Genomic DNA, 26,465 nt, shown 5'->3' on the forward strand with positions numbered 1-26,465 from the left:
CCCTGCCTCTCAATTAATAAAGATATAAAAGCAATTAAAAGTAAGTTTAACAGCAGGGTTTATCCTTTCCAAAATCGCTTTAACGATAAGTGGATTTGATCATTCCTCTAAATGAAAAAAGCCTGCTCTTTTCAGAACAGGCCAATATCAAAATATTTAAATCTCAAATTATTAAGCAACTTCACCCAGCACAACCAATTTTTCCAATGTAGGTGCTTTGGATCCACCTTTAGGCTCTATGGTGATTGCGAATGCTCCAGCTTTAGCCACAGCTTCCATTTGCTGTAAAGTAAGTTTCTCTCCAGAGTTTACAAGACCAATACCCACAGGACCGTCGTCTCCTATCGCCCATAGTTGATAATCAAACTCTTCGCTTAGGTCATTCAGGTTATTTACAGCTACAAATACTTCCTGTGCATTTTGATCCCAGAAGACATCCACTTTGGCATCCTTCTGCATTTCAAAGCCTTCACCTCTCATCTCCACACGCTTGAAATCTCCAGCTATCATCTTATCCAGCTGTGCATCCTTTTGCTCATATTCCTGCCTCACTTGATTCAGGTTATCAGCCATTACGCTTTGATCCTGAAGTAAGGCAGTAAATTGATCATTCCTTTCCTGATACTTATCAGCATAATAAAATGCTGCTCCAGAGGCTACAATAGCAGCAATAGATGCTGCGATTGCAAATGGCTTCCACGGACTGCTGATCGCAACAACTTTAGTACCTGTAGGCACAGCTGTGGGCTTCGGCGCTTCTTTTAAGATAAAGTCTTTTTCCAGGGTGGAGAAAATCTTCTCCTTCACTTTCTGCGATGGCGATACTCCAGTCAAATTATCAAAGGCTAACATAGTCTTCTCCAATTCATCCAGTTCTCTTTGGATCTCTGGATGCATCTTAGCCAGGACTAAAACCTCCTCACGCTCTCGCTCCGTCAGCTCTCCCAGTAGGAAAAGCTCCAGTTTACCCGATGCTATGTAAGATTGAATATCCACTAGATTCTTTCTAAATTCTTTTTCAACACTTGTATTGCAGCCCTCACCCTAGACTTGACGGTACCGAGAGGTATTTCGAATTCCTCCGAAACCTCAGAATGCGTATATCCCTTAAAGTAAATATACTCAACCATAAACTTTTGGTCATCATTGAGCTGAACCATCAGCTCCTTCACTCCGATTCCATCCACAGCCTCTTGGGTGCCAGACTGGCTTTCCATCCCATATACGAAGTCATCAATCGTGTTGGTCTTAGTGGATTGAGAAATTTCTTTAGACCTGAGCTTATCAATGGCAGAATTACGACAAATATTGGCCATCCAAGTGTATAAACGCCCTTTTGATTCGTCGTAACTCTCAATTTTCTTAGTTATTTTGACAAAGGCATCATGAAAAACTTCCTCAGCTAAATCCTTGTCAAATACAATTCTGGAAATCACCGCAAACAGAGCCCTGGAGTATTTGTCATACAAATACTCAGTTGTTTTTCTGTCTTTTGCCCTTAGTCCGGCGATGATTTGTACTTCTTCCAAAAATTTGGGGGTTGAAAAATTCTTCCTTAAAAGTAAAACACAAGACCAATTGTTTTAGGTCTTGTGCCATTTATTTTCAAAATATTTATATCAAAGGTGAATCACCTCATCATAAGCCGCGGCAGCTGCCTCCATGATCGCTTCTGACATCGTCGGATGAGGATGCACGGTTTTGATCAATTCGTGACCAGTAGTTTCCAGCTTGCGGATGGCCACAATCTCAGCAATCATTTCCGTAACGTTGTATCCGATCATGTGAGCGCCAAGCAATTCCCCGTATTTCTTATCAAATACCAGTTTGACAAACCCATCCTTTGCGCCAGCAGCAGATGCCTTTCCAGACGCGGAGAATGGGAATTTACCGATTCTCAACTCATAGCCAGCTTCCTTAGCTTTTGCTTCTGTCATGCCCACAGAAGCAATCTCAGGAGAGCAATAAGTACAACCTGGGATATTCCCGTAATCCAATGGCTCAGGATTCTGGCCCGCGATTTTCTCTACACAGATGATTCCTTCAGCAGAAGCCACGTGAGCCAAAGCTGGACCAGGAATTACATCACCTATAGCATAGTAGCCTGGCATGTTAGTTTTATAGTACTCATCAACTTTGATTTTCCCTTTATCTATTAGGATTCCAACATCTTCCAAACCAACATTCTCCAAGTTTGAAACAACGCCCGCAGCAGAAAGCACGATATCACATTCTAAAGTCTCTTCGCCTTTAGCAGTTTTTACCGTCACTTTACAGCCTTCTCCTTTCGTATCTACAGCAGTCACCTCAGAAGAAGTCATGATAGTCATGCCTGCTTTTTTGTAAAGCTTTTCCAAAGTCTTGGAAACTTCTGCATCTTCCACTGGGACGATTCTATCCAAAAATTCCACGATAGTCACTTCAGTACCCATAGTTGCATAGAAATATGCAAATTCAATTCCGATAGCACCAGAACCAACAACAACCATTTTCTTCGGCATTTTATCCAAAGTCATCGCCTCACGATAACCGATGATTTTTTTCTTGTCGATCTTCATCGATGGAAGCTCTCTTGATCTAGCGCCAGTTGCGATAATGATATTATCCGCAGCATAGACAGTTTTCTTGTCTTCGCTATCGGTCACTTCTACTTTTTTGCCTGGCTGGATTTTACCCCATCCTTTGATTACTTCGATCTTATTCTTCTTCATCAGGAAGGTGACTCCTTTGCTCATTCCGTCAGCAACTCCACGGCTTCTTTTGACAATGCCGGTAAAATCAGCGCTGGCGTCTTTTACGGTAATGCCGTAGTCCGCTGCATGATTGATGTACTCAAAAACCTGAGCACTTTTCAATAGAGCTTTGGTGGGAATACAACCCCAGTTAAGACAAATACCACCCAATTCCGCAGCTTCTACTACGGCAGTTTTTAAACCGAGTTGGGAAGCGCGGATAGCAGCTACATAGCCACCTGGTCCACTGCCCACCACGATCACGTCAAATTTTGTCGAAGACATATCTATTTTGAGTTTTTATACGAGTTGAAACTAGGCAAAAATAGGCCTTTTAGATTCAGAAAAAAATTCCACTTCATCCGCAATTATACTTCAAAGGCCAATTTTGGACAGCTTACCGACCTCTATAAAGAATATAATTTTACACAATACAGTTCACACTTGTTTTTCATTCTATTCATACTGAATACTCAGAAAATTCAATTAGTAATTTTCATTTAATCGATAGATTCAAACACCCCACCTAAAAGTTTTAGCTTTTTTTCTAATTTTGGCCAAACAAAATTTTAAACTCCATGGGATTACTTTCAGGAAAAACGGCATTGATCACCGGCGCATCTAAAGGCATCGGAAGGGCAATTGCAATTAAATTTGCTCAGGAAGGCGCAAGAGTGGCTTTCACCTATCTCTCTAGCGTGGAAAAAGCCGATTCATTAGAACACGAATTGTTGGCATATAATAATGTTGAAAAAGGATTTGGTCATGCAACTGTCCCAAAGAATGCCATGGGCATTAAATCGGATGCAGCAGATTTCAAATCAGCTGAGGAACTTATCAATAAAGTTGTGGAAGAGTTTGGCTCTTTGGATATCTTAGTCAATAATGCAGGTATCACCCGGGATAACCTCCTGATGAGAATGTCGGAAGAGAACTGGGATGAGGTCATCAACATCAACTTGAAATCCTGTTTCAATACCGTAAAGGCGGTGACCCGTACCATGATGAAACAAAAATCAGGTTCCATCATCAATATCACCTCTGTGGTGGGAGCCAAAGGTAATGCAGGCCAGTCCAACTATGCAGCTTCAAAAGCAGGAATCATCGGCTTCACCAAATCAGTTGCACTGGAACTTGGCTCGAGAAATATTAGATGCAATGCAGTAGCACCTGGATTTATCGAAACTGAGATGACTGAAGTGCTGGACGAAAAGACTGTCCAAGGATGGAGAGACGGAATCCCGATGAAGCGAGGCGGACAACCTGAAGAAGTGGCTGATGCTTGTGTATTCTTAGGATCTGAAATGAGTAGCTATATCTCTGGACAGGTGCTTCATGTGAATGGTGCGATGTATACTTAATAAATTTGAAATTTATTATTTGAGATTTTAGATTAAACGGCTGGAGAGATTCAGCCGTTTTTTTTGTTTTAACCGCGAAGTGAACGAGTGACGCAAAGCGGTGGGATTCTAGTTATCCTCTATTTATTCAATCAACAAACCGACTTAAATCAATCTTATAAAATTCGTATTCATCTTCAGATGTTTGCTCGGGTTTATTGATAAATAGACCTTCGGATGCAATAAAGTAATTTTCCAACCTCGACCCTTGACCATATTCTATTGTATACTCAGATAGCGTATTCAAATCGGAATCAAACACACTGACTAAATAATGTTTGGCCCTCTCCCGGGTAGTTTCACCATTTCCTGATTCCTTTATTTTTGAAATCCTGATAAAAACATCCCTATATGTGTCGTATAGCAAATCCAAATGTGAGCTTGCATCTTTTTTCAATTCGAGAAATCCATATTCCTCTCTCACTACTGTTTCGCTACCAGAAAAATTAAAATCCATTTGAGACCTTAGTACTTTCTTCTCTATTACATTGTAATCTGACAAAACAAACACTGAATCAGAATACGGGAATAAAACATAATTTCTATTGCCCACAAACTCAACTATAGGTGGGTAAGACAAATGATCTTCCAAAAAATCTAATCTGTAGCCAGAAGGGAATGGAATGGTTTGCGTACTTGCTTTATTTTCTTGGGGATAATAATTGATCATCCATTTTTCAATTTTATCGAATGCTTTAGTTTTTCCGGAAAAATTGCTGACTGGTCTAATAAGAGGAGATACGGCTATTTGATAGAGGCTTTTAGAGACCTTGGTGAAATTTTTCCTTCTATCATAATAAATACTACTGTAATAGCTATTCGGAAATTCCAGTCGCGAATCAATTTGTTCCACTTTCTCCCGTTGATTTTTGTAGTAAAAATAATACCAGCCATCTAAACTAATAAGGGTTAATGAATCCATCCCCTCAGCAATCAACATCCCAACATAGCCTCTAAAGCCATTTGGCCCATCAAAAGGGAGTTTTACTTCTTTTACTTTATCGCCTGAATGAATTGAATAATACTGTATTGTCCGCTCTCTATCTGCCAATGAAACTACATAATCATGACCTTCATGATTAATCACTTGCCTAACTTCTATACCTTTTGTCAAACTATCTTTTTTGATAATTAGATCTCCCACAATTAACTCTTCCAGCTTCCCTTGATAGATTTCATCATTACTTTTTTCAGAGCAAGCAAAAAACAAAGCGGTCAAAAAAAGTAAGCAGTAATTATTCATTTACGAAATTTTAGAAGGATAACTAAAAATAGGTAAATAAATTAAGAACAAAAAAAGCCCCGGATTTAAATCCGAGGCTCTTGAAAATTGAATTTGATCATTGCTTATTGAAACTTTCTCAACCTTCTCCCAAGAATGGATATTTATAATCCTCTGGAGAAACGAATGTTTCCTTGATCGTACGTGGAGAAACCCAACGAAGTAGGTTAATCATAGAACCGGCTTTGTCATTCGTCCCTGAAGCACGAGCTCCACCAAATGGCTGCTGACCAACTACTGCACCTGTAGGCTTATCATTGATGTAGAAGTTACCTGCTGCATTTCTAAGCTTTGTAGTCGCCAATTCCACAGCATAACGATCCTGGGAGAATATTGCTCCTGTTAAAGCATATGGAGAAGTCTGATCTACCAATTCCAATGCTTCCTCGAATCGCTCTGAATCATATACATAAATAGTCAATACTGGACCAAAAATCTCTTCACACATCGTAGTGTACATAGGATCTTGAGTCACGATTACAGTTGGCTCGATGAAGTAACCCTTCGACTTGTCGTAGTTACCTCCAGCGATGATTTCCACAGCAGGGTTTGACTTCGCATTGTCTATATACTTGGCAATTTTATCAAAAGATTTCTCGTCGATCACCGCATTGATGAAGTTGGTGAAATCTTCTGTCCCGCCCATTTTCATATCAGCAAGATCTGCTAACAGGTTTTCTTTCACCTCCTCCCAAATATTTGAAGGGATGTATGCACGGGAAGCTGCTGAGCATTTTTGACCTTGGTATTCAAATGCACCACGGGCAAGTCCTACAGCTACTGCTTTTGGTAAAGCGGATTTATGTGCAATGACAAAGTCTTTCCCTCCTGTCTCACCGACAATTCTGGGATAAGATTTGTATTGATGAATGTTTGTTCCGATCGTTTTCCAAATGTGCTGGAATACTCCTGTAGAACCTGTAAAGTGAATTCCTGCAAAATCAGGATGCTTGAAGATCACATCTCCTGCTATAGGTCCATCCACGTAGATCAAGTTGATTACGCCAGCTGGAACCCCAGCTTCTTTGAACACTTGCATCAGCACATTTGCAGAATAAATCTGCGTATAGGCTGGCTTCCACACGATGGTATTACCCATCATAGCTGCAGAAGCAGGTAGGTTACCAGCGATTGCTGTAAAGTTGAATGGAGTCAGGGCAAATACGAATCCTTCAAGAGGTCTTTGCTCCAATCTATTCCAAACACCATTTCCAGAAACTGGAGGTTGTTGAGCATAGATTTCAGTCATATACTGCACATTGAAGCGTAAGAAGTCGATAAACTCACATGCCGAATCGATTTCTGCCTGCATGGCATTCTTAGACTGACCAAGCATGGTAGCAGCATTGATTTTAGCTCGATATGGCCCTGCCAAAAGATCTGCTGCTTTCAAGAAAATTGCAGCTCTTTGTTCCCAAGCTAGGTTTTCCCATGCTTCCTTTGCACCTAAAGCAGCATCTATAGCCTGCTCAACATGGGAAGCATCGCCTTCGTGAAAATGTCCCAATACATGCTGGTGATCGTGTGGAGGAGACATTTTATGTGTGGTGCCAGTTCTGACCTCATCAGAACCAATGTACATCGGCACATCGATTTGCTGAGATCTAGCTTCTTTTAGCGCTGCTTGCAATTCTATTCTCTCGGGACTTCCGGGAGCATAAGCTTTTACCGGCTCATTTACCGGAGTAGGTACATTAAAAAAACCTTTGAGCATGATATCTGGGGTTATGAATTTCTGTTTGCCAAAGATAACCAGAAGGTTTTATTGGCTAAGTGATTTAAGGTAAAAGAACCCTAAAGTATCTCTTCTAGTTCTCTCAAATGTGAAATTGTAAAGGTGGGTATCAAGTCAATGGACTTACCAAGTGGATTAAAAAATACCTGATCTATTCCAGCATCATAAGCTCCTTTGATGTCAGAAATAGGATTATCTCCTATCATCAAGCTGTTTTCCTTACTTGCTCCTGCCTGCTGCATCGCATAGCGAAAAACCCTGGGATCCGGTTTTTTATGTCCTGTTGTTTCCGAAGTGACAACCAATTCGAAATAATCATATAAGCCTGATGATTTCATTTTCTTTGCCTGACTCTCATCAAAACCATTCGTAATCACATAGAGCTTGTAGTTTGGTTTGAGGTAATCTAATATTTCAATAGTATGAGGAAAAAGATGAGGTTTGCTTGATGTGCGATGCATAAAATCACCCTCAAATTCTTCAGGAATTACGGCATCCACAATTCCTGCATGGGCAAATATCCTGGGAAATCGAATTGTTCGGAGTTCTTCTTTCCGTAGTTCTCCTTTGTCATAAGCAGACCAAAGTTTGAAATTCACAGCATAAAAGGAATCTATTAAATGCTGTGCAGATAACACTCCTAGCTTTTCAAGTTTGTAATGAAGAAATAATTCGGATAGTGATTCCTGGACATTTCGATCGTAATCCCAAAGTGTATGATCTAAATCGAAGAATAAATGTTGGTAAGTTTTCAAAGGAAATTAACGTCGGTATTGGTTATTCTGAATTTTATTGATTGCAAGCTCCCGATTGGATTTTAATATTTCGAAAGTTTCTTGATCCCTGATCAAGCTTGGGTCTTTTTGAATAAACTTAAAAATCTGATTTATGATTTCGAGATATTCCTCCAGGATGTAATAAAATACCCACTGGTCTACCCTTCTGCTTCCAAGTAAGCCAGCATTTTTAAGATAAATAAGGTGTCTGCTGGTTTTAGTCTGCGTAAAATCCAGAATTAATTCAAAGTCGGAGATCGAAAGCTCTTTATTCAGCATTAACAGATGGAATATTCTCACACGAGGCTCCTCTGAAAGAGCTTTGAAAATTCTAAGCCCGTAGTTTAAACTGATATTTTTTAACCGCATTTGTAAGATTTAACGGAGTTTATGAGGGTAAAATAAAAATTCAACCGAAATTGGGGTAATATCGCATCATAAAAAACAAAATCTGCCGTTCCATAAAGTCATTTAATTCGTGAAGAATTCATTACTCATAAGTACCACCTTCATTTTCCTAATGGGAATATTTTTTTCATCACTTGAAGTGAAAGCTCAAGATGTGCAAGAAAAAAAAGTAATCCAACTTTCCGGTATTATCCTTAATGCAGATAGCACAGATGCTGTAGCCGGAGTTAACATTTATGTTCCTAAAAAAGGAAGAGGTACGAGTTCTGGTCGCTTCGGCTACTTCTCGATGCCTGTATTGGAAGGAGATTCTGTAATTTTTAGCTTTATTGGATTGAAAAAACAAACCTTCAAAGTTCCTGACAAGGTAGAAAGTGACCGGGTGAGTTTGATTCTGACGATGCAAGTCGATGAAATAGCTCTAGCTGAGATCGAAGTTATGCCGTATCCTACCGAGGAAGAATTCAAACAGGCGGTAATAGCCCTCAATATTGTGGACCCTATGTCCATCTCCCGGGCAAATATGAGTCCTGAAATGCTTCTCCGCTGGGCTGAATCCATGCCAGCCTCCGGCAATGAGAACTTCCGCTATTTCCAGCAAACCCAAGCACAGCAAAATCAGGATCTCTATGGTCCAAGGACACTTCGACTTCTCGATCCCTTTGCATGGGGTCAGTTTATCCGTTCTATCAAACGGGGCGATTTGAAAAAGAAGGATTAGATCTACCTTAATTTTTCTTCCTCTCGCGGCGACGCGGCGGCGCAACGAATATTTGCGAAAAGGCTATAGGTTATTCGCTACTCGTTTAATCCCATCTTTTAATAGATCCTTATTAAAGTTCAAGAAAAGGCCTAATTTTAACTTGGTTAGGCGCAAGTAGGTCATTAACTGCTTGGAATGGACTGGAGCTATAATTTGAACTGATTTAATTTCTATGATAACTTTATAATTAACAATTAAATCCGCTCTAAATCCATTTTCAAAGGTTATATCATCCCATTTGAAAGGAATGAATACTTGATTAGATACTTTAAGTCCAGACTTTTTCAATTCGTAACTCAATACTCTTTCGTAAATGGACTCAAGCAAACCTGGTCCTAACTCTCTATACATTAGAAATGCTTTATCCAGAATTAAAGTAGCTATATCATTATCAACTTTTTTCATCTTAAAAAAACCGCTGCGCTTCCGCGTCGCCGCGAGCAACTTTAAAAAATCATGTTAAATTAATCAATCTCCGGCAGCACCCAATCTTCCAGTACACTTGGTAGTTTCATCATTTCCTCGATAGCTGCTACACTTCTAGGTGCATCACCAGACAGATTGATAGCTCCATCTTTAGTAATCAGAATATCATCTTCGATCCTCACTCCTATACCCCACCATTTTTTATCACAATTTGATCCTTCTGGAATATAGATTCCCGGCTCAATAGTGAAAATCATACCCTCTCTAAGTGGCTCACGAGTTCCTCTATCATGGACATCCAATCCGATATGGTGACTTGTACCATGAGGGAAATACATATGACTTTCACCTGCTTTGACAATTCCAAGTTTTACCAAGCCATCATTAATGATTTTGCGACCTGCTTCATCAATTTCCTGAAAGGTAGTACCTGGTTTGGAAATTGAAATACCCGCTTCCTGGGCTTGATACACTAACTCATAAATTGCTTTCTCTTCTTCATTAAACTTACCGTTGATTGGTATAGTGCGAGTGACATCAGCAGTATAACCTCTCCATTCTGCTCCCAAATCCATTAATAATAAGCGATCTGTCAAATCGCGCTTATCATTCTCTATATAGTGAAGTATACAGCCATTATTTCCTGCCCCTACTATTGATGGATAGCCCAGTTCTTCAGCCCCATAGCGTTTATAGATAAACTCATGCACACCTTGAATCTCGCGTTCGGTCATACCTACTTTAGCAGCTTTCATCACCTCAATCTGACCCACGGCAGAGATTTTTACAGCTTTCTTAAGTAAAGTAATTTCCTCCGGAGTTTTTATCTCACGTAATGAAGCCATCATGCTGGACAACGAGGTAATGTCTACCTTGTGTTCAGGTATGCCATCTTTTACTACCATTCTCTTCTCAGGAGATTCTGCATTCATAAAGGAGCTGATCAACGGATCTTCCATCATTTCGGGATATTGCCTTTCGTACCGCTTCAGCATCTGCACTACCTGATCAGAAGACTCCAGATCCGAATTTTGAATCATCTTATAAATCTGGGCAGTAACTTCATTAAGTTTTTCTGGATAAGCCGTAGCCGTTTTGAATTCCTCCACCATCTGAATCAATGGGGCATTTGTGCTGCTTCCTTCTATTTCTTCAGAAAGGCTGAAAGTCAAAATCTTATCAAAATCCTGTAAGTTAATTCCAGATTTTGCTCCAAACTCAGAATTCAACATCGCTTCATCAAAACCTAGCTCACTCATCATTCCTTCCACTCCTAATCGTTTACCATTCCACATTTCAGCACGTGGATCTCTATTCTGTAAGAATATCAACTCATCGGACATTTTTCCATTTACCTCTCGCCCTTCACTAAAAATCACCAATACAGCGTTCGGTTCCCGAAAACCAGTCAGATAGAAAAAATCCGTATTAGGATGATAAACATAATCCACATCATTGGTTCTATTTTTCACTGGGTTATTAAAAAATACCGCTACAGAATTTGCTGGCATCAATTTTCTAAGCTCTGCTCTTCTTCCTTTATGCCAATCTGAAGAAAGACCGTCTTCGAAGTAAGACTGGGAGAAGCTCGTGAGTGAACATAAAAGCAAGAGCAAAGTCCAAAATATTTTTTTCATACGATTACAATTTTTCTTAAAAGCAGAATGGAATCTCGCATGGACTGTTGTTATTCCAAGTTCGGAATCCTGAGTCATATTCGATTTCATTAGGATCATGTTGATTTGAGAGTTCTAATGTCTGCGGTTTTAACCATTTAACAAAGTCTTAATCCTCGGATAAAGGCATATCCTTATCTTTGGGCTTTAAAAAAATCAAAACATGAGAAAAATCGGGATTGTATTTTTGCTTTTTATTTTGGCTGCCGGCCCTTTATTCGCTCAGTCACAAGCTGAAAAACCTAAACTTGTCGTCGGAATTATCGTCGATCAAATGCGTCAGGAATATTTATACCGCTTTGCGGATAGGTACTCTGAAGGAGGTTTTAAAAGGATGATGAAAGATGGCTTTATGATGAAAAACGGCCATTATAATTACATCCCCACTTATACCGGACCAGGCCATGCTTCAGTTTATACGGGTACGACACCAGCCACACACGGAATTATCGGTAATGATTGGTATGTAAAAAGCACTGATAAAATGATTTATTGCGCAGAAGACACCACCGTAACTAACGTCGGCGGAACTGCAGAAAATGGCTTTATCAGCCCAAGAAATTTACTTACAACGACCATCACTGACGAGCTAAGAATTGCAACTCAAAAGAGATCCAAAGTAGTAGGAGTAGCAATCAAAGATCGTGGCGCTAGTCTTCCGGCAGGTCACCTTGGCGATGCCTATTGGTTTGATTCCAGTACAGGAGAATTTATGACATCCTCTTATTACTACGAGAAATTGCCTAAGTGGGTGAGTGATTTCAATGCAAAAAAGGGTGCGGATAAATACCTTTCGGAAACTTGGAATACGCTTTATCCTATCGAAACCTACAAGGCTAGTATGGTAGATGACAATCTTTTTGAGGGACTTTTCGAAGGGAAAGAAACTCCAACTTTCCCTTATGATTTGTCAGAGCTTAGAAAGACAAATGGCCAATTTGGTTTACTTGCTTCTACGCCTTTTGGCAATTCTATAACTCTGGACTTTGCTTTGGCAGCACTTGAAGGAGAGAAAATGGGAATGGGTGATGAAACGGATTTCTTGGCTTTGAGCTTTTCATCCACTGATTATGTAGGACATAGATTTGGGCCACAGTCTAAAGAAATCGAAGACACCTATCTCCGTTTGGATCAAGATATAGAGAAGCTTCTAGACTACCTAGATGATACATATGGTAAAGATCAATATGTAGTTTTTCTATCTGCAGATCATGCCGTGGCTGAAGTAGCTACTCATATGATTAGCGAAAATGTACCTGGGGGAAATCTCCGTACAAGTGCAGTTGGAGCTGAGCTTCTCACCTTCATAGCTTCAAAATATGGGGAAGGGGAGTGGATAAAGAACAGTTCTAACGGCCAACTCTTCCTTAACCACGAGCTAATTGAGGATAAGAAGATAAATCAGGAATTATTTGAAAATGAGATTGCCCAATTCTTACTGAGATTTGATGGAATAAAAGAAGTGTACACGGGTACGGCCATGCGTACTAGGGAGTTCACTGAAGGAAGAGCAATGAGGCTTCAGATGGGCTATAACCACAAAGCTTCTGGAGATATTTTGATGATACTCGAGCCAGGATGGTTAACCGGTGGAGCAACAGGTACATCTCATGGTACCGGATTTACCTATGACACCAACGTCCCAATCCTGTTTTATGGATGGAATGTGCCTGCTGGAGAAAGCTCACGCTATGCTACTATCACAGACATCGCACCTACCCTTTCCATGATGCTGAATATCAAGTTACCAAACGGCACCACGGGTCAACCAATTTTGGAGATAACAGATAAGAAATAAGTTATTATTATAATCGGCAATGATGCCAGTCTCCTTAGATTCTCTGCTTATCTGGTCAGAAGACCGATGACCGAAGTGGCCTCAATAATGAATTTTAACATATCCTAGATTGCTTTTATCTATTTGCTGGTAGAAAAGCGGATTTATATAAGTTATAAAAAGTAATAAAATCAAAACCTCGATCTTCGCTGATCGAGGTTTTTTTGTGATAAATCTTTGTGAGAAGTGCATTACTCCGTCCAACTCATTGGATAATTTTCATCAACAAATTCCAGTGCGTCAGTCGTAATCCGCAAGGATTTAAAGGTATCCAGCATAACGGCATACTCTTCAGTTGATTTTGCTCCTATTGATTTTTCCACTGTCCCAGGATGTGGACCATGTGGCAAGCCGCCCATGTGAAGAGTAAAAGATCCCCGATCTATTCCCTTCCTGCTCATGAATTCCCCTTCAGCATAATACAATACCTCATCCGAATCAATGTTCGAATGATTGTACGGTGCTGGGATCGATAGTGGATGATAATCAAATAATCTTGGGACAAAAGAACAAACTACAAATCCCCAAGCCTGAAATGTCTGGTGAACTGGAGGCGGTTGGTGAATCCTTCCGGTAATTGGTTCGAAGTCATAAATAGAAAGCGCATAAGGATATAAATACCCATCCCAGCCCACAATATCAAGTGGGCTATGACTGTAGGAATACTGATGAAGCATTCCCTGCTTTTTGATCTGTACGAGATAATCACCTTTCTCTCTTTCTACATGAATGTCATGCGGTGGCCGGATATCCCGCTCACAGTATGGCGAGTGTTCCAGCAATTGCCCCACTTCATTCCTATAGCGCTTGACAGTCTCTATGGCTCCTACAGATTCTATAATCAACAGTCTTAAAGGTCCCTTTTCCTCAAATTCAAATCTATAAATCGTAGTACGTGGGATGACTATATAATCACCTTTGTGCACATTAAGCTTTCCAAATTGAGAATACATCACACCTTCTCCATCGTGCACATATATCAATTCATCCCCATCAGCATTCTTGAAATAATAATCCATTTTCCGATCTCTAGGAGAGCAAATCCCCATCATAACATCAGAGTTCATCATTAGATTTTTTCTCGCAGAAAGGTAATCTACACCGGTGAACATCACATTGGAAGTTTTCAAATGTGTCTGCCGCAACCCATGTTCGTTTGCTTCCTTCCAGGAAAAGGGTTTAGGTTCGCCTATTGACTTTACTTCATTGGGATTATGGATATGATAAAGGGTGGAATAAATGCCAGAAAAGCCCTTTGAGCTAACCACTTCTTCTTTGTAAAGTGATCCGTCGGGCTGTCTGAACTGGGTATGCCTTTTAGGAGGAATATCTCCCATTCTATGATAATATGCCATGTATTTTGGGTTTATTTCTTAAGTTAAATTTAATCATTCTCCCAAAAGGATTACTCCTATTTAAGAAAAATGGCTCTCTTGATCTTTTAATTTTAAAAAGGTTGACTAAATCGCTATGATATAGTTTTATACCATCTCTAACTAGTAATTTGCAAAGCAAATTGTCAGACTAACCCAAAATGAAAACCACACTTCCGATTTTACTCTTTCTCTTAATTATAAATATTTCATTCGCCCAGGAAGCTCAGTTAATATGGGCTGATGAGTTCACAGAAGATGGATTACCCGATCCGGAAAAATGGACTTACGATGTAGGAGATCATGGGTGGGGAAATGATGAACTGCAATATTATTCCAAGAATGACCTGAAAAATGCGCGAGTTGAAAATGGAAAATTGATCATCGAAGCACATGCTGACACATCCCATCCAAAAGGCTACACTTCTGCCCGACTACTTACTCGAGGGAAAGCGTCTTGGCAATATGGTTACATAGAAGTCAAAGCAAAATTGCCGGAAGGCCGTGGCACATGGCCTGCCATATGGATGCTTCCTGAGGAGAATCTACATGGCGGCTGGCCCAAAAACGGGGAAATTGACATCATGGAACATGTAGGTTATGACCCCGGAAAAGTTCATGGAACTGTGCATACAGAGGCATTCAATCACTCAATCGGCACTCAAAAAGGAGGCTTTATGCAAGTGTCTGATTTTAATATGAGGTTCCATACCTATGCCATAGATTGGACCGCTGACAAAATCGACTTCCTGATTGACGGTCATGTTTATTTCACTTTTGAAAACACTGGCAATGACTATAAAGAATGGCCATTTGATCAGACTTTCCATCTGATTTTAAACATTGCTGTGGGCGGTGGATGGGGAGGTCAGCAAGGTGTTGCAAGTGACATTTGGCCACAGCGAATGGAAGTAGATTATGTAAGGGTATATGACAGAAAACCCGAACAACTCTGATTGAGCTTACTTTTTTAATTAGCGAATTGTATTTTAAATGGACTTTCTCCTTTAGTTTTAGGAATCTTTGTGAAGTCGGCAAGTAATTATTAAACTGGTGAAAATACATTCATCCCAAATTTATATCCATGAGAGAAAATAACGCTAGGCGCAGGAAAATAACTGCACTTGTGATCATAGGTCTGTTGATGCTTCTATTTTACGGCAAGAATTTGACAGAGCGTCAAGCTTTCAAAAGTATCAGCAGTACATTTACCGAAGTCTATAATGATCGGCTTGTGGTAGAAGGATATATTTTCAGAATATCCGAGAACTTATTTAAAATCCAAAAACTAGTTGATCATTGCAATATCAACTATGATTACTCAAGAGTGGTGGAAGAGATAGCCAATCACGAACTCGAAATAAAAGATATCGTGGATGATTTTGAGCAGACAAACCTTACAAATCAGGAAGCAGTGTATTTAGCTGATTTCAGTGCGATCATCGAAAATGACCTACAGATAAAAAATTATAGTCTACTCTATTCTGATTCCTCAGGTATCAATAAAAGCCAGGTACAACTATATGATCAAAAAATCAGCATTGCGCAGCGCGACTTGGATAATTTGAGCAAAATTCAACTTGAAGAAGGAGAGAAATTAATCAACAAAGCCAACATCATTATTAATCGCTCCCAGATCTGGTCTCAATTTGAAGTGGCTTTGCTGATTATATTAGGACTATCCTTATATTTTATTCTCTTTAGGAATAAGAAGGTCTTTACTTAATTTAAACCTTTAGCTTGGCTAAATAAGCTGCGTTTTTCTCTGCAGCTTCCAAAGGGTTTGTACCTTCGAATCGCTCTTGCTCTACGACGAAATACTCCATTCCGTACTTCTTGGATTTCTTGATAATGTTTGCGTAGGACATTTCTCCCGTTCCCAATAAGACACCACGATCGTGCGCATTATTGCTTCCAGCTGCTTCCGCATCCTTCACATGACAAAGCTTGAACCTTCCCGGAAATTTGGCGACATATTCTAAAGGATCATATCCAGCCACAAATGCCCAATACATGTCTAATTCAAAATCCACCAACTCTGGATCAGTATTTTCCATCAAAATATCCTGAGGCAATTGTCCGTCAAGCATTTTGAAAGTATAGTCGTGATTATGATAGGCAAACTTTAATCCGTGTGACTTAAGTGTTTCGCCGGCGGCATTAAACTTTTCAGCTACTACCTTCCATTCATCCACTGATTTTTGTGCTCCTATGTAAGGACATATAAGATATTTCATTCCTACTTCTGCAGCTTGCTCGGCTTGAGCATCCAGATCTTTGAATACATTGGCATGGGAAGAAATAAAATCAACACCGATATCACTCATAAGGCTATTACATTCCGCTGGCTGCATTCCCCAGAGTATTCCTTTGCCACCGTCAAATCCTTCAAACTGCTTGTATCCAAACCCTGCTAATTTGCGCATGGTACCTGCAGCATCTTTTGCCATTTCTTCTTTTACAGAGTAAAGCTGAAGTCCAAATTTTGAAAGCTTAGCTAAACCCAATGAATTTGCAGATGCAATTTCAAATGGGAACAAAGCTGCTCCGACTCCAAGCATACTTCCAATCTGCAGAAATTTTCTTCTTTGTTTATTCATAAATAGGATAGCCTGCTCAGTTACGAGCAGGCTTTAATTATAAGGTTGAGTTTTTATGAGATTGCGTAATTTCTTTCGCCATTATAAGGAATACACGGATCAAATCTTCCCGGTACCTCGATGTAATTTAAGGCTTGAGTAGCTCCGATTTCTGAGGAGAAATATCCTAAAACAGTAAGATCTTTCAGCATATTAATCACCTGAGGCTCTCGCTTGTCGCCACTGGATTTGTACTCTTCATACATTCCGTTCAAAAATGCTAGTCTTTCTTCTGCTGGTGCACCTACGAAAGCTTTTCCATTAGCGGATTTGAAGTCTTTTCCGAGTTTGTTTACGCCGTCAACGAAAGCTTTTTGACTATCTGCATCATAAGTGTCCTTTACCATCATTACCATAAATGACCCAATGCCTGCCGCTTTGGCGCCTGGAGTATCAGTCTCTGGAATAATAGTATCTCCCAATTCATCCAAGAAAGCAATATCATCTGGATCAAAATCTAATCCCTCTATTTGGTTTTCTGGAGTACAACCTGTCATAATCGCCGTAGCGCCAATCATTGTACCTCCCATCATTACCATGACGCTTTTCAAAGCGTCTCTTCTATTCATAGTCATAGTCTTGTCTTTTACGATTAGAGATTTTGCTTTTTTAATTCATCTACTGCGAACGCTGCCGCTCTTGCTGTCAAAGCCATATAAGTAAGTGAAGGATTCACCGCAGAAGCTGAGGTCATACATGCTCCGTCAGTCACAAATACATTTTTAGCTTCCCATACCTGGTTATTTTCATTCAAGACAGACGTCTTGGGATCACGTCCCATACGGGCGGTACCCATTTCGTGGATTCCCTGTCCGAAAGTATATCCTGCATCGTACTCATTGATGTTTTTAAAGCCTGCTACTTCCAGCATTTCGGCAGCATCAGCCATCATATCCTTGCGCATCTTGATTTCATTGTCCTTAATTTCAGCATTCATCACCAAAGCCTCCATCCCCCACTTATCTTTCAATGTATCGCTAAGTTTGATAGTGTTTTCATGGTATGGTAAAATTTCACCAAAAGCTGTTATTCCCATAGACCAAGGTCCTGGTTTGGTCAATGCATCTTTCATCGGAGCACCAAAGTTCAATTCTGCCACGTCTCGTGTCCATCCACTGCGACTGGCTCCACCCTGATACCCGAATCCTCGTAGGTAGTCTCTCTTATCACCATTTACATTTCGGAATCTAGGAATATAAAGTCCCGTTGGTCTTCTTCCGAAATAATATTTATCATCGTATCCTTCCATTGTGCCACTTGCGCCTAGGCGGAAATGGTGGTCCATTACATTATGCCCCAACTCTCCAGAGCTACTTCCCAATCCACCAGGCCATACATCTGTAGCAGTACGCATTAGAATAGCTGTAGAATTGAAAGCGGAAGCACATAGGAAGACAATTTTTGCATCGTACACTACCGTTTGATTTGTCTCCGCATCAAGTACCTCTACTCCAGTTGCTTTCTTAGTGTCTTTATCATAAATCAATTTTCTAACAATAGACCATGGGCGGAGTGTAAGATTACCAGTCGCCTTGGCAGCAGGTAAAGTGGAAGCTTGAGTACTAAAATATCCACCGAATGGACAGCCAAGTGAACATTTATTTCTGTATTGACAGCCTGGTCTGCCTGGAAGTGGCTGAGTGATGTTTGCCGGACGACCAATTGTCCATGTTCTTGCACCTTTGTAATGTTCCTTTATTTTTGCTGCGCCATCTACTTCCACACAGTTCATAGGCATAGGAGGCATAAACTCTCCATCAGGAAGTACATCCAACCCTTCTTTGGAACCCGAAACACCTATGAATTTCTCCACATAAGAATACCAAGGGGCAATATCCTTATAACGTATAGGCCAATCAACTGCAACGCCCTCTTTGGCGTTTCCTTCGAAATCAATATCTGACCAACGGTAGGACTGCCTTCCCCACAAAAGCGAACGACCCCCAACTTGATATCCTCTAAACCAAGTAAATGGCTTTTCCTCTACATAAGGAGATTCATCTTCATGTGCCCACCAGTCAAGGTTTAGCTCATTCAGAACATAGTCCCTTCTAAGGTTTGGGTGATTTTCCAATTGTTCCTGAGTTCTTCTCCCTCTATGTGGGACTTCCCAGGGTGGAAGTGTGGCAGATTTATAATCAGTCACATGTTCTACCATTGGTCCTCTTTCGAGCATCAGCACTTTCAAACCCTTTTCTGTTAATTCTTTAGCTGCCCATCCGCCGCTTATTCCTGACCCAACTACAATTGCGTCGTATGCTTCATTTGCCATATATATGGTTTTTATTAATTATAGTTTTATTTAGACATCGCAGATCTGAACTCCCTGAGCTAATGCAGCTATTTTATCATCCCCCTTAGGAATGAACTCATGTGAAACATAGCCTTTGAAACCTGTAGCGACTATAGCTTTCATAAGTGCAGGGTAATATATCTCCTGTGTATCGTCCAATTCATTTCTACCCGGATTTCCAGCAGTGTGATAATGTCCAAAATACTGATGGTTATCCTGCACACTTCGGATAAGATCTCCTTCATCTATCTGCATGTGATAGATGTCGAAAAGCAGTTTGAAGTTTTCACTACCCAGCCTTTTGCATAGTTCCACACCAAAGGCAGATTTATCACACAGGTAATCCGGGTGATTAACCCGACTGTTAAGAAGCTCCATCTGAAGGATGACGCCGTGTTTCTCAGCTAGTGGAATGATTTTCTCCAAACCTATTACACAGTTTTTTAATCCTGTTTCATCATCCATTCCCCTTCTATTTCCTGAAAAACATATGAGGTTTTTGTAACCTGCCTCCGCTACTTGCGGGATAACTTCTGTATAATTTTTTATTAATTGATCGTGGTATTGAACCTCACCAAAACCTTCTGTAAGGCTGATCTCAGCTCCGTTACACATGGATGAATCAAGCCCGTGCTCCTTGAGAATGTGCCAATTGCTAGGTCCTATCAAGTCAATTCCCTTAATACCCACTTTTTTGGCTTCTACACAAAAATCTTCAAGACTATAATCTCTGAAACACCAGTGACAAACACCGTGGTTTATATTTCCTTTCAATTCGTAAGGTTTTTCTTTTTTGATATCAAAAGATGAAAGGGCACTGAATGCAGCACCACCTAGCAAGACTTTCTTAAAAGAATCTCTTCTTCCATTGTCAATAGGTTTGGTCATGTGGGTCTAATTGAGTTGAATTTATTTTCTCCTTTTTGAAAAGGGCGATGAAAAGTAACAAAACCAAAAGAGAAATACCAGCGGGAATTAACCAAATTGATTTCCAAAGATGAGCGCCGTCAACATTTGTGTAATATTCTGAGATCAATCCCGCCGCCCAAAAGCCTATCAGCATCCCTACTCCATATGTCGCCAAAGTGATCAGTCCCTGTGCCGAGGATTTGTATTTTGCTCCTGCATGAAAATCTGTGTATATCTGCCCACTTACAAAGAAAAAATCATAGCAGACCCCATGCAATGCTATACCGACCAGCAGCATCCATACTCCTTCATCAGCATCGCCATAAGCAAAGAAAGCATAGCGAATCGCCCAGGCAAGCATCGCTACAATCAAAGTCTTTTTAATCCCAAACTTGGAAAAGAAGATAGGTAGCGCCAGCATAAAGACAACTTCTGAAACTTGCCCCAATGCCATTTTCCCTGTGGAATTGGCTAAACCTATTTCTGTAAGGAAAGGACTTGTATTTTGATAGTAAAATGCCAGAGGAATACAGATCAGAATAGAAGAAATAAAGAAAACCGCATAATTTTTATGCTTGAGTAACCCTAAAGCATCTAAACCTAATACTTCAGTAAGTTTAAAATCCCCTCCAGTCTTAGCTTGAGGAGGAGTTTGAGGAAGCGTAAAACTAAACATTCCTAGCACCAGAGAACTAAAAGATGCCATCAGCCAGGTGTTTTTTAATAAACCTTCCTTCAGGCCATCTTGACTATCCCATGCTAGGTAACTTATCAAGATACCAGCAGTAATCCACCCCAGTGTTCCCCAAACGCGGATACCGGAAAATTCCTTCGCAGGATCCTTCATTTGATTGAATGATATGGAATTTACCAAAGCAAGCGTGGGCATAAACAGGATCATGTATACAAGCAGGATGGGAAAGAACCTTGCAAAATTGGAGGTATTGTATAGCATATACATCAGCCCTGCGCCCAAGAGATGAATCACGCCAAGAATACGCTGCGCATGAAAATAACGGTCAGCGATCAACCCCACCACAAATGGAGCTATAATTGCCCCAAATGATTGAGTGGAAAAAGCCAGCGATATATCCTGATCCTTTGCCAGCAGATTTGATCCCAAAAATGTACCCATAGTCACAAACCAGGAGCTCCAGATAAAAAACTCCAAGAACATCATAAAGGAAAGTCGGAGCTTAGTATTGATATTCATATATCTTAAAATGTATTGTAAAAGCCTTGTTTTAAAGATTCAGCAAAGTTTAAAATTTAGTCAATTTGAAGTATTTTAGGCAATTCAAATGTCTTTTCGAAAAGTAAGCACAACATTAATATAGTGAGAGCCACTCATACCCTGATTCAGCTACTAGTAAATTATTCCATGATTTTGATCGAAGTGAGAAGGTTTTTACACTCGGATTCAATTATTTCATGCTATTAAATCTGAATATAAAGTTTTATCCATGTCATCATCTCAAAAACTCAAACTCGGACTTATAGGCGGAGGCCCAGGGTCATTTATCGGAGCAATACATCTGAATGGAGCCCTAATGGACGGAATGTTCGAATTGGTAGCCGGAGCATTCAGCTCAAATCCCGAAAAATCAAAGCAAAGAGGCAAAGAACTTATGCTGGATCCGTCTCGTGTCTATGCCAATTACGACGAGATGTTTGCGAAAGAACTGGAACTTCCCGAATCTGAACGGATGGATGTGGTAGCGATCGTAACTCCTAATAATGTGCATTTTGACCCAACAGTCAAGGCATTAAAATATGGTTTTCACGTAGCCTTGGACAAGCCACTTACCCTAAATTACGATGAAGCGAAAGAGCTCTATCCTATTGTGAAAGCTTCAAATAAGCGTTTCCTGTTGACACATACATATTCTGGCTATCCTATGATCAAGCAAGCCAAGCAGATGATCGCAAAAGGTGAAATTGGTAAAGTGAGGAAAGTTTATGTGGAATACTCTCAGGGTTGGCTTTGGAAACTTCTTGAATCCGAAAACAACAAACAAGCAGAATGGCGAACCGATCCGAAAAGAAATGGTTTGGCCGGATGTATGGGGGATATTGGCACGCACGCATTCCATCTGGCAGAGTATGTCTCAGGAGAGAAAGTTGCCTCAGTCTGCGCAGATCTTTACATCAAAGTAGAAGGAAGACCGATAGATGACGATGGTGTGGTATTGATGAGATTTGAAAACGGAGCTTCCGGAGTACTTACTGCCTCTCAAACAGACACTGGAGCAGAAAACAACCTTCGAATCCGTGTGTATGGGGAAAAAGGAGGGTTGGAATGGCAACAAGAATTAAATAACACCCTTATTGTCCGCTGGCCAGATGCTCCGGCTCAGATCTTAAGAGCAGGCACAGGCTATTTAGGCTCCTTGGCGAATGAAAATACCCGTACTCCAGCAGGACACCCGGAAGGATATGTGGAGGCTTTCGCAAACTTGTATAGAAATTTCGCAAGATGTATCTATGCAGAGCGAGCTGGAGAGGTGCCAAAACCGGAATGGGAAGATTACCCTGGCATAGAAGATGGATTAAGAGGAATGGCTTTTATAGATCATGTTTTGAAAAGTAATGAGTCCGATATCAAATGGACTCCATTTGTGGTAGAAAAATAAATTCTTGAACCTAATATTTTAACCTAAGTAAAATGAAAACAATTAAAGGCCCTGCGATTTTTCTCGCACAGTTTATTGATGATGCAGAACCATTTAATAACCTGAAAAACATTTGTAAATACATGGCTGATCTTGGCTATGCCGGAGTTCAGATTCCTTCATGGGATGGCAGAATGATGGATTTACAAAAAGCAGCAGAAAGCAAAACTTACGCTGATGAAATCAAAGGTACCGTAGAAGAAGCTGGCTTGCAGATCACCGAACTTTCCACTCACCTTCAGGGACAATTGGTTGCCGTTCACCCAGCATATAATGAATTATTTGACGGCTTTGCTCCTGACAGTCTCAAAGGAAACCTTCAAGGCAAAGCTGACTGGGCTGTGCAGCAATTGAAATATGCAGCGAAAGCCTCTCAAAACCTGGGATTATCAGCACATGCAACTTTCTCCGGAGCATTGATGTGGCATACAGTATATCCATGGCCTCAGAGACCTGCAGGATTGGTTGAAACTGGATTTACTGAATTAGCGAAAAGATGGACCCCTATTCTTGACGAATTTGATAAATATGGTGTAGACCTGTGCTATGAGCTTCATCCTGGTGAAGATTTACACGACGGTGTAACATTTGAAATGTTTCTAGATAAAGTCAATAATCATAAGCGTGCTAATATTCTTTATGACCCAAGTCATTTTGTGTTACAATGCCTGGATTACCTACAATTCATTGATTTTTACCATGAAAGAATCAAAATGTTCCATGTGAAAGATGCAGAATTTAACCCAACGGGAAAACAAGGTGTATACGGCGGATACCAAGGCTGGGTAGAGCGTGCAGGTCGTTTCAGATCTTTGGGTGATGGTCAAGTTGATTTTAGCGGAATTTTTAGCAAACTTTCGCAATATGATTACGACGGATGGGCCGTTTTAGAATGGGAATGTGCTATCAAGCATCCAGAACAAGGAGCCGCAGAAGGCGCTCCATTTATTGCTTCGCACATCATCAATGTAACAGAAAAAGCATTTGACGACTTTGCCGGCAGAGGTGCTGACGAAGAATTCAACAAAAAAATACTAGGAATTTAATTACTCAATTTTAATATCCAACTCAATGAAAATCACGAAACCTTTAAACCTTGCAATAGTAGCTCTTGCAGGCTTTACCTTCGCTTGCGGTGGAGGGGAAAAAACCACTGAAACTACTTCAGCACCGGCAGTCGAAACTCCTGCTGCAGCTCCTGAAAAGGAAATCAGCCTGGAAGAGAAATATCAGGACGATCCTATCTACATCAAAGGATTGGCAAAGCTAAAAACCTCTGATTGTACTTCTTGCCACATGGTAGAGAGAAAGATCGTAGGACCTTCCTATGCTGACGTGGCCGCAAAGTATGAAACTACTGATGAGAATATCACCATGCTTGCTGAGAAAGTAATTGCAGGTGGAGTAGGTGTATGGGGTGAAATACCAATGCCTCCACACCCTGCGTTGAGCCTAGAAGATGCTAAGGATATGGTAGCTTATGTTTTATTATTGAAAAAATAAGATGAAAAAAAATTATATCCTCATCGCAGCATTGGCTGGAATTTTAGCTTCATGCTCAGGTGAGAAAGCAATTGAAACGGAAACTGAAGAAGTAACTGTGACTGAAACTCCAGCTGAAGAGTGGACTGATTTGTTTGCTAACAACGATTTCTCCAACTGGCACAAATACGGTGGTGGAGAAGTTGGTAATGCTTGGAAAATCGAGAATGGCGAAGTCTATCTTGATGCAGAAAACAAAGAAAACTGGGAAAAAGGAGCTGGAGGTGATATCACCACCAATGAAGAATACGAGAATTTCCACTTAAAATACGACTGGAAAATCTCTCAAAACGGTAATAGTGGTGTCATCTTCTATACACATGAAGGACCAGAATACGAGCAGTCTTACTACACTGGTTTGGAAATGCAAGTATTGGACAACGAAGGACATCCCGATGCAAAGATAGTTAGTCATAGAGCTGGAGACCTGTATGATTTGATCGTAAGCAGTAAGGAAACGGCCAAGCCTTATGGCGAGTGGAACTCTGCGGAGATCATAGCTAACAATGGAAAGCTTGACCTCATTTTAAACGGAACTACTGTGGTGAGCACTACGCTTTGGACTCCAGAGTGGGAAGCTTTGATCGCTGATAGCAAATTCAAAGACATGCCTAATTGGGGTACCTTCAAAAAAGGTAGCATTACACTTCAAGACCATGGAGATCTAGTGTATTTTAAAAATGTAATGATTAAGAAGCTTTAAGCCTTCAAAGCATATTAATATCATGCCCCCATTAGGTAAATAGCTTGATGGGGGTATTTTTTTCCCCTCAAGATTAAATTTTTTGGAGTAATGAATTCTTATTAACAAGAACACCAAATGCCTAAAAATAAGAAAAGCAGCCCAATTGGACTGCTTTCTTGTGATCCCGCCGGGGCTCGACTCAGGACCCTTCCGATTAATATCGGGATGTTCTACTGAACCGAACTAACTAAATTTTCAATATATTTTCTCGACTTCATTTTTTTGATCTGAAGTTCCCTACCCTTGGCAGCTTGTAAAGCTTCGAATGTTTTCTGATAAACTAGGATCCAAGGAATCCCAGTGGAAGTGAATTTGGAGTGTCAAATTTGATGCTTATATAAGCGCCTCTCCAGATTCGTGCAGGCACCAACATAGTATTTGTTAAGCTTTTCAGAAAATAGAATATAAAGAGTAGCCATACGAAGAATTGTATTGCCTAAAAATAAGAAAAGCAGCCCATTTGGACTGCTTTCTTGTGATCCCGCCGGGGCTCGAACCCAGGACCCTCCCGATTAATATCGGGATGCTCTAATGAACCGAACTAACTAAATTTTCAATATATTTTCTCGACTTCATTTTTTTGATCTGAAGTTCCCTACCCTTGGCAGCTTGTAAAGCTTCGAATGTTTTCTGATAAACTAGGATCCAAGGAATCCCAGTGGAAGTGAATTTGGAGTGTCAAATTTGATGCTTATATAAGCGCCTCTCCAGATTCGTGCAGGCACCAACATAGTATTTGTTAAGCTTTTCAGAAAATAGAATATAAAGAGTAGCCATACGAAGAATTGTATTGCCTAAAAATAAGAAAAGCAGCCCATTTGGACTGCTTTCTTGTGATCCCGCCGGGGCTCGAACCCAGGACCCTCCCGATTAATATCGGGATGCTCTACTGAACCGAGCTAACTAAATTTTCAATATATTTTCTCGACTTCATCTTTTTTATTTGAAGTTCCCTACCCTTGGCAGCTTGTAAATCTTCGAATGTTTTCTGATAAACTAGGATCCAAGGAATACCAGCGGAAGTGAATTTAGAATGCCCAATATTATGCTCATATAAGCGCCTCTCCAGATTCGTGCAGGCACCAACATAGTATTTGTTAAGCTTTTCAGAAAATAGAATATAAAGAGTAGCCATACGAAGAATTGTATTGCCTAAAAATAAGAAAAGCAGCCCGTTTGGACTGCTTTCTTGTGATCCCGCTGGGGCTCGAACCCAGGACCCTCCCGATTAATATCGGGATGCTCTACTGAACCGAG

Annotated in this window: 25 protein-coding genes; 9 read left to right on the plus strand and 16 right to left on the minus strand. The window is 40.4% G+C overall.

Features of this window, described 5'->3' with window-relative positions; genetic code table 11:
* Positions 1–171: 171 nt before the first annotated feature.
* The 3 genes from AACZ73_RS11265 to lpdA all read right to left on the minus strand — a co-directional run bounded on the left by AACZ73_RS11265 (position 172) and on the right by lpdA (position 3,017).
* Positions 172–996, minus strand: a complete 825-nt coding sequence (locus AACZ73_RS11265; RefSeq protein ID WP_339877878.1) for an anti-sigma factor — start codon at positions 994–996, stop codon at positions 172–174.
* A complete protein-coding gene (locus AACZ73_RS11270; protein WP_339877880.1) occupies positions 996–1,529 on the minus strand; it encodes a sigma-70 family RNA polymerase sigma factor in 534 nt (177 codons plus the stop codon). Before AACZ73_RS11270 ends, AACZ73_RS11265 begins: the two co-directional genes overlap by 1 nt.
* A 90-nt stretch (positions 1,530–1,619) precedes the next feature.
* Positions 1,620–3,017, minus strand: coding sequence for a dihydrolipoyl dehydrogenase (gene lpdA / locus AACZ73_RS11275; RefSeq protein WP_339877882.1), 1,398 nt, complete (start codon positions 3,015–3,017; stop codon positions 1,620–1,622).
* Between the two features lie 293 nt (positions 3,018–3,310).
* Here lpdA and fabG point away from each other — a divergent pair, with 293 nt between their 5' ends.
* Positions 3,311–4,093, plus strand: a complete 783-nt coding sequence (gene fabG, locus AACZ73_RS11280) for a 3-oxoacyl-[acyl-carrier-protein] reductase (RefSeq protein WP_339877884.1) — start codon at positions 3,311–3,313, stop codon at positions 4,091–4,093.
* A 127-nt stretch (positions 4,094–4,220) separates the two neighbouring features.
* Here fabG and AACZ73_RS11285 read toward each other — a convergent pair whose 3' ends face one another.
* The 4 genes from AACZ73_RS11285 to AACZ73_RS11300 all read right to left on the minus strand — a co-directional run bounded on the left by AACZ73_RS11285 (position 4,221) and on the right by AACZ73_RS11300 (position 8,294).
* On the minus strand, positions 4,221–5,375 hold the full coding sequence (locus AACZ73_RS11285) for a hypothetical protein (protein ID WP_339877885.1): 1,155 nt from the start codon (positions 5,373–5,375) through the stop codon (positions 4,221–4,223).
* A gap of 118 nt (positions 5,376–5,493) precedes the next feature.
* Complete coding sequence (gene pruA, locus AACZ73_RS11290; protein ID WP_339877887.1) at positions 5,494–7,128, minus strand: L-glutamate gamma-semialdehyde dehydrogenase; 1,635 nt, start codon at positions 7,126–7,128, stop codon at positions 5,494–5,496.
* 80 nt (positions 7,129–7,208) lie between these two features.
* Positions 7,209–7,904, minus strand: a complete 696-nt coding sequence (locus AACZ73_RS11295) for a YjjG family noncanonical pyrimidine nucleotidase (protein ID WP_339877889.1) — start codon at positions 7,902–7,904, stop codon at positions 7,209–7,211.
* A 6-nt stretch (positions 7,905–7,910) separates the two neighbouring features.
* Complete coding sequence (locus AACZ73_RS11300) at positions 7,911–8,294, minus strand: metalloregulator ArsR/SmtB family transcription factor (RefSeq protein ID WP_339877891.1); 384 nt, start codon at positions 8,292–8,294, stop codon at positions 7,911–7,913.
* A gap of 151 nt (positions 8,295–8,445) precedes the next feature.
* Here AACZ73_RS11300 and AACZ73_RS11305 point away from each other — a divergent pair, with 151 nt between their 5' ends.
* Complete coding sequence (locus AACZ73_RS11305; protein WP_339877921.1) at positions 8,446–9,054, plus strand: carboxypeptidase-like regulatory domain-containing protein; 609 nt, start codon at positions 8,446–8,448, stop codon at positions 9,052–9,054.
* Positions 9,055–9,117: 63 nt separating this feature from the next.
* Here the strand turns inward: AACZ73_RS11305 and AACZ73_RS11310 are convergent, their stop codons facing one another.
* Positions 9,118–9,501: a GxxExxY protein gene (locus AACZ73_RS11310; protein WP_339877893.1), complete on the minus strand. Its 384-nt coding sequence runs from the start codon at positions 9,499–9,501 to the stop codon at positions 9,118–9,120.
* 59 nt (positions 9,502–9,560) lie between these two features.
* Positions 9,561–11,159 carry an aminopeptidase P N-terminal domain-containing protein gene (locus tag AACZ73_RS11315; RefSeq protein WP_339877895.1) on the minus strand — a complete coding sequence of 533 codons (1,599 nt, stop codon included), beginning with the start codon at positions 11,157–11,159 and terminating at the stop codon, positions 9,561–9,563.
* 202 nt (positions 11,160–11,361) lie between these two features.
* Here AACZ73_RS11315 and pafA point away from each other — a divergent pair, with 202 nt between their 5' ends.
* On the plus strand, positions 11,362–12,996 hold the full coding sequence (gene pafA, locus AACZ73_RS11320; protein WP_339877897.1) for an alkaline phosphatase PafA: 1,635 nt from the start codon (positions 11,362–11,364) through the stop codon (positions 12,994–12,996).
* 230 nt (positions 12,997–13,226) lie between these two features.
* Here the strand turns inward: pafA and AACZ73_RS11325 are convergent, their stop codons facing one another.
* Complete coding sequence (locus AACZ73_RS11325; RefSeq protein ID WP_339877899.1) at positions 13,227–14,390, minus strand: homogentisate 1,2-dioxygenase; 1,164 nt, start codon at positions 14,388–14,390, stop codon at positions 13,227–13,229.
* 179 nt (positions 14,391–14,569) lie between these two features.
* Here AACZ73_RS11325 and AACZ73_RS11330 point away from each other — a divergent pair, with 179 nt between their 5' ends.
* Together AACZ73_RS11330 and AACZ73_RS11335 are read left to right on the plus strand one after the other, a co-directional pair.
* Positions 14,570–15,364, plus strand: coding sequence for a glycoside hydrolase family 16 protein (locus AACZ73_RS11330; protein WP_339877901.1), 795 nt, complete (start codon positions 14,570–14,572; stop codon positions 15,362–15,364).
* 128 nt (positions 15,365–15,492) lie between these two features.
* Complete coding sequence (locus tag AACZ73_RS11335; RefSeq protein WP_339877903.1) at positions 15,493–16,134, plus strand: MCP four helix bundle domain-containing protein; 642 nt, start codon at positions 15,493–15,495, stop codon at positions 16,132–16,134.
* A gap of 1 nt (position 16,135) precedes the next feature.
* Here AACZ73_RS11335 and AACZ73_RS11340 read toward each other — a convergent pair whose 3' ends face one another.
* Genes AACZ73_RS11340 through AACZ73_RS11360 form a run of 5 tightly spaced genes read right to left on the minus strand, consistent with a single transcriptional unit; the run spans position 16,136 to position 21,462 of the window.
* Positions 16,136–17,008, minus strand: a complete 873-nt coding sequence (locus tag AACZ73_RS11340) for a sugar phosphate isomerase/epimerase (protein ID WP_339877905.1) — start codon at positions 17,006–17,008, stop codon at positions 16,136–16,138.
* Between the two features lie 53 nt (positions 17,009–17,061).
* Positions 17,062–17,622: a gluconate 2-dehydrogenase subunit 3 family protein gene (locus AACZ73_RS11345; protein WP_339877906.1), complete on the minus strand. Its 561-nt coding sequence runs from the start codon at positions 17,620–17,622 to the stop codon at positions 17,062–17,064.
* Between the two features lie 17 nt (positions 17,623–17,639).
* Complete coding sequence (locus tag AACZ73_RS11350) at positions 17,640–19,319, minus strand: GMC family oxidoreductase (protein WP_339877907.1); 1,680 nt, start codon at positions 19,317–19,319, stop codon at positions 17,640–17,642.
* Between the two features lie 30 nt (positions 19,320–19,349).
* Positions 19,350–20,228 carry a TIM barrel protein gene (locus AACZ73_RS11355; RefSeq protein ID WP_339877908.1) on the minus strand — a complete coding sequence of 293 codons (879 nt, stop codon included), beginning with the start codon at positions 20,226–20,228 and terminating at the stop codon, positions 19,350–19,352.
* The gene (locus tag AACZ73_RS11360; protein ID WP_339877910.1) at positions 20,212–21,462 is read right to left on the minus strand and encodes a nucleoside permease; all 1,251 of its coding nucleotides are present in this window, start codon (positions 21,460–21,462) and stop codon (positions 20,212–20,214) included. The genes AACZ73_RS11355 and AACZ73_RS11360 overlap by 17 nt, the downstream gene beginning before the upstream one ends.
* Before the next feature lie 250 nt (positions 21,463–21,712).
* On the opposite strand from AACZ73_RS11360, the gene AACZ73_RS11365 reads away from it, so the two are divergent.
* The 4 genes from AACZ73_RS11365 to AACZ73_RS11380 are packed head-to-tail and all read left to right on the plus strand — an operon-like array spanning position 21,713 to position 25,166.
* The gene (locus tag AACZ73_RS11365; RefSeq protein WP_339877911.1) at positions 21,713–22,882 is read left to right on the plus strand and encodes a Gfo/Idh/MocA family oxidoreductase; all 1,170 of its coding nucleotides are present in this window, start codon (positions 21,713–21,715) and stop codon (positions 22,880–22,882) included.
* A 32-nt stretch (positions 22,883–22,914) separates the two neighbouring features.
* Positions 22,915–23,967 (plus strand): sugar phosphate isomerase/epimerase, encoded by a 1,053-nt coding sequence (locus AACZ73_RS11370; protein WP_339877912.1) that lies wholly within the window; start codon positions 22,915–22,917, stop codon positions 23,965–23,967.
* 25 nt (positions 23,968–23,992) lie between these two features.
* Positions 23,993–24,424 (plus strand): c-type cytochrome, encoded by a 432-nt coding sequence (locus AACZ73_RS11375; RefSeq protein WP_339877913.1) that lies wholly within the window; start codon positions 23,993–23,995, stop codon positions 24,422–24,424.
* A gap of 1 nt (position 24,425) precedes the next feature.
* Complete coding sequence (locus tag AACZ73_RS11380) at positions 24,426–25,166, plus strand: DUF1080 domain-containing protein (protein ID WP_339877914.1); 741 nt, start codon at positions 24,426–24,428, stop codon at positions 25,164–25,166.
* A gap of 928 nt (positions 25,167–26,094) precedes the next feature.
* Here the strand turns inward: AACZ73_RS11380 and AACZ73_RS11385 are convergent.
* A complete protein-coding gene (locus AACZ73_RS11385) occupies positions 26,095–26,343 on the minus strand; it encodes a GIY-YIG nuclease family protein (protein ID WP_339877916.1) in 249 nt (82 codons plus the stop codon).
* Positions 26,344–26,465 lie beyond the last annotated feature (122 nt).

Origin of the sequence: uncultured Algoriphagus sp., assembly GCF_963974835.1 — a bacterium.
Taxonomy (GTDB): domain Bacteria; phylum Bacteroidota; class Bacteroidia; order Cytophagales; family Cyclobacteriaceae; genus Algoriphagus.

Coding starts and splice junctions, on each gene's coding strand:
- lpdA (WP_339877882.1), bottom strand. CDS start 3,017: ATGTCTTCGACAAAATTTGACGTGATCGTGGTGGGCAGTGGACCAGGT.
- fabG (WP_339877884.1), top strand. CDS start 3,311: ATGGGATTACTTTCAGGAAAAACGGCATTGATCACCGGCGCATCTAAA.
- AACZ73_RS11285 (WP_339877885.1), bottom strand. CDS start 5,375: ATGAATAATTACTGCTTACTTTTTTTGACCGCTTTGTTTTTTGCTTGC.
- pruA (WP_339877887.1), bottom strand. CDS start 7,128: ATGCTCAAAGGTTTTTTTAATGTACCTACTCCGGTAAATGAGCCGGTA.
- AACZ73_RS11300 (WP_339877891.1), bottom strand. CDS start 8,294: ATGCGGTTAAAAAATATCAGTTTAAACTACGGGCTTAGAATTTTCAAA.
- AACZ73_RS11305 (WP_339877921.1), top strand. CDS start 8,446: ATGGGAATATTTTTTTCATCACTTGAAGTGAAAGCTCAAGATGTGCAA.
- AACZ73_RS11310 (WP_339877893.1), bottom strand. CDS start 9,501: ATGAAAAAAGTTGATAATGATATAGCTACTTTAATTCTGGATAAAGCA.
- AACZ73_RS11315 (WP_339877895.1), bottom strand. CDS start 11,159: ATGAAAAAAATATTTTGGACTTTGCTCTTGCTTTTATGTTCACTCACG.
- pafA (WP_339877897.1), top strand. CDS start 11,362: ATGAGAAAAATCGGGATTGTATTTTTGCTTTTTATTTTGGCTGCCGGC.
- AACZ73_RS11325 (WP_339877899.1), bottom strand. CDS start 14,390: ATGGCATATTATCATAGAATGGGAGATATTCCTCCTAAAAGGCATACC.
- AACZ73_RS11330 (WP_339877901.1), top strand. CDS start 14,570: ATGAAAACCACACTTCCGATTTTACTCTTTCTCTTAATTATAAATATT.
- AACZ73_RS11335 (WP_339877903.1), top strand. CDS start 15,493: ATGAGAGAAAATAACGCTAGGCGCAGGAAAATAACTGCACTTGTGATC.
- AACZ73_RS11340 (WP_339877905.1), bottom strand. CDS start 17,008: ATGAATAAACAAAGAAGAAAATTTCTGCAGATTGGAAGTATGCTTGGA.
- AACZ73_RS11345 (WP_339877906.1), bottom strand. CDS start 17,622: ATGACTATGAATAGAAGAGACGCTTTGAAAAGCGTCATGGTAATGATG.
- AACZ73_RS11350 (WP_339877907.1), bottom strand. CDS start 19,319: ATGGCAAATGAAGCATACGACGCAATTGTAGTTGGGTCAGGAATAAGC.
- AACZ73_RS11355 (WP_339877908.1), bottom strand. CDS start 20,228: ATGACCAAACCTATTGACAATGGAAGAAGAGATTCTTTTAAGAAAGTC.
- AACZ73_RS11360 (WP_339877910.1), bottom strand. CDS start 21,462: ATGAATATCAATACTAAGCTCCGACTTTCCTTTATGATGTTCTTGGAG.
- AACZ73_RS11365 (WP_339877911.1), top strand. CDS start 21,713: ATGTCATCATCTCAAAAACTCAAACTCGGACTTATAGGCGGAGGCCCA.
- AACZ73_RS11370 (WP_339877912.1), top strand. CDS start 22,915: ATGAAAACAATTAAAGGCCCTGCGATTTTTCTCGCACAGTTTATTGAT.
- AACZ73_RS11375 (WP_339877913.1), top strand. CDS start 23,993: ATGAAAATCACGAAACCTTTAAACCTTGCAATAGTAGCTCTTGCAGGC.
- AACZ73_RS11380 (WP_339877914.1), top strand. CDS start 24,426: ATGAAAAAAAATTATATCCTCATCGCAGCATTGGCTGGAATTTTAGCT.
- AACZ73_RS11385 (WP_339877916.1), bottom strand. CDS start 26,343: ATGGCTACTCTTTATATTCTATTTTCTGAAAAGCTTAACAAATACTAT.